Genomic DNA, 299 nt, shown 5'->3' on the forward strand with positions numbered 1-299 from the left:
GTAAACGATTAAGCCGGGATGAAGCCCGCGAACAGACTCGCCTGCGCCTGCTCGACGCAGCGGCCCTGCGCATTGCAAGGAAAGGGCTGGCTGCGACCAGCGTGGAGGACATCGCCGCCTGCGCCGGCTATACCCGCGGCGCGTTCTATTCGAACTTCAACAGCAAGAACGACCTGTTCCTCGAACTGCTCCGTCGCGATCATCAGAACGTCCAGGAAAACTTGCGGAAGCTGCTGGATGCAGACCCGCTCAGCGAGGGGCTGCAAAAGCAGCTCACCTCGTTATACGCACAGCGTTAT

1 protein-coding gene is annotated in these 299 nt (G+C 60.2%); it reads left to right on the forward strand.

What is annotated here, in order from left to right:
* The coding region (locus SB725_RS30655; RefSeq protein WP_410923114.1) for a TetR/AcrR family transcriptional regulator at positions 1-299 on the forward strand (299 nt) is incomplete at both ends.

Source organism: Pseudomonas sp. SIMBA_041 (assembly GCF_046535095.1).
Classification (GTDB): Bacteria; Pseudomonadota; Gammaproteobacteria; order Pseudomonadales; family Pseudomonadaceae; genus Aquipseudomonas; species Aquipseudomonas mucoides.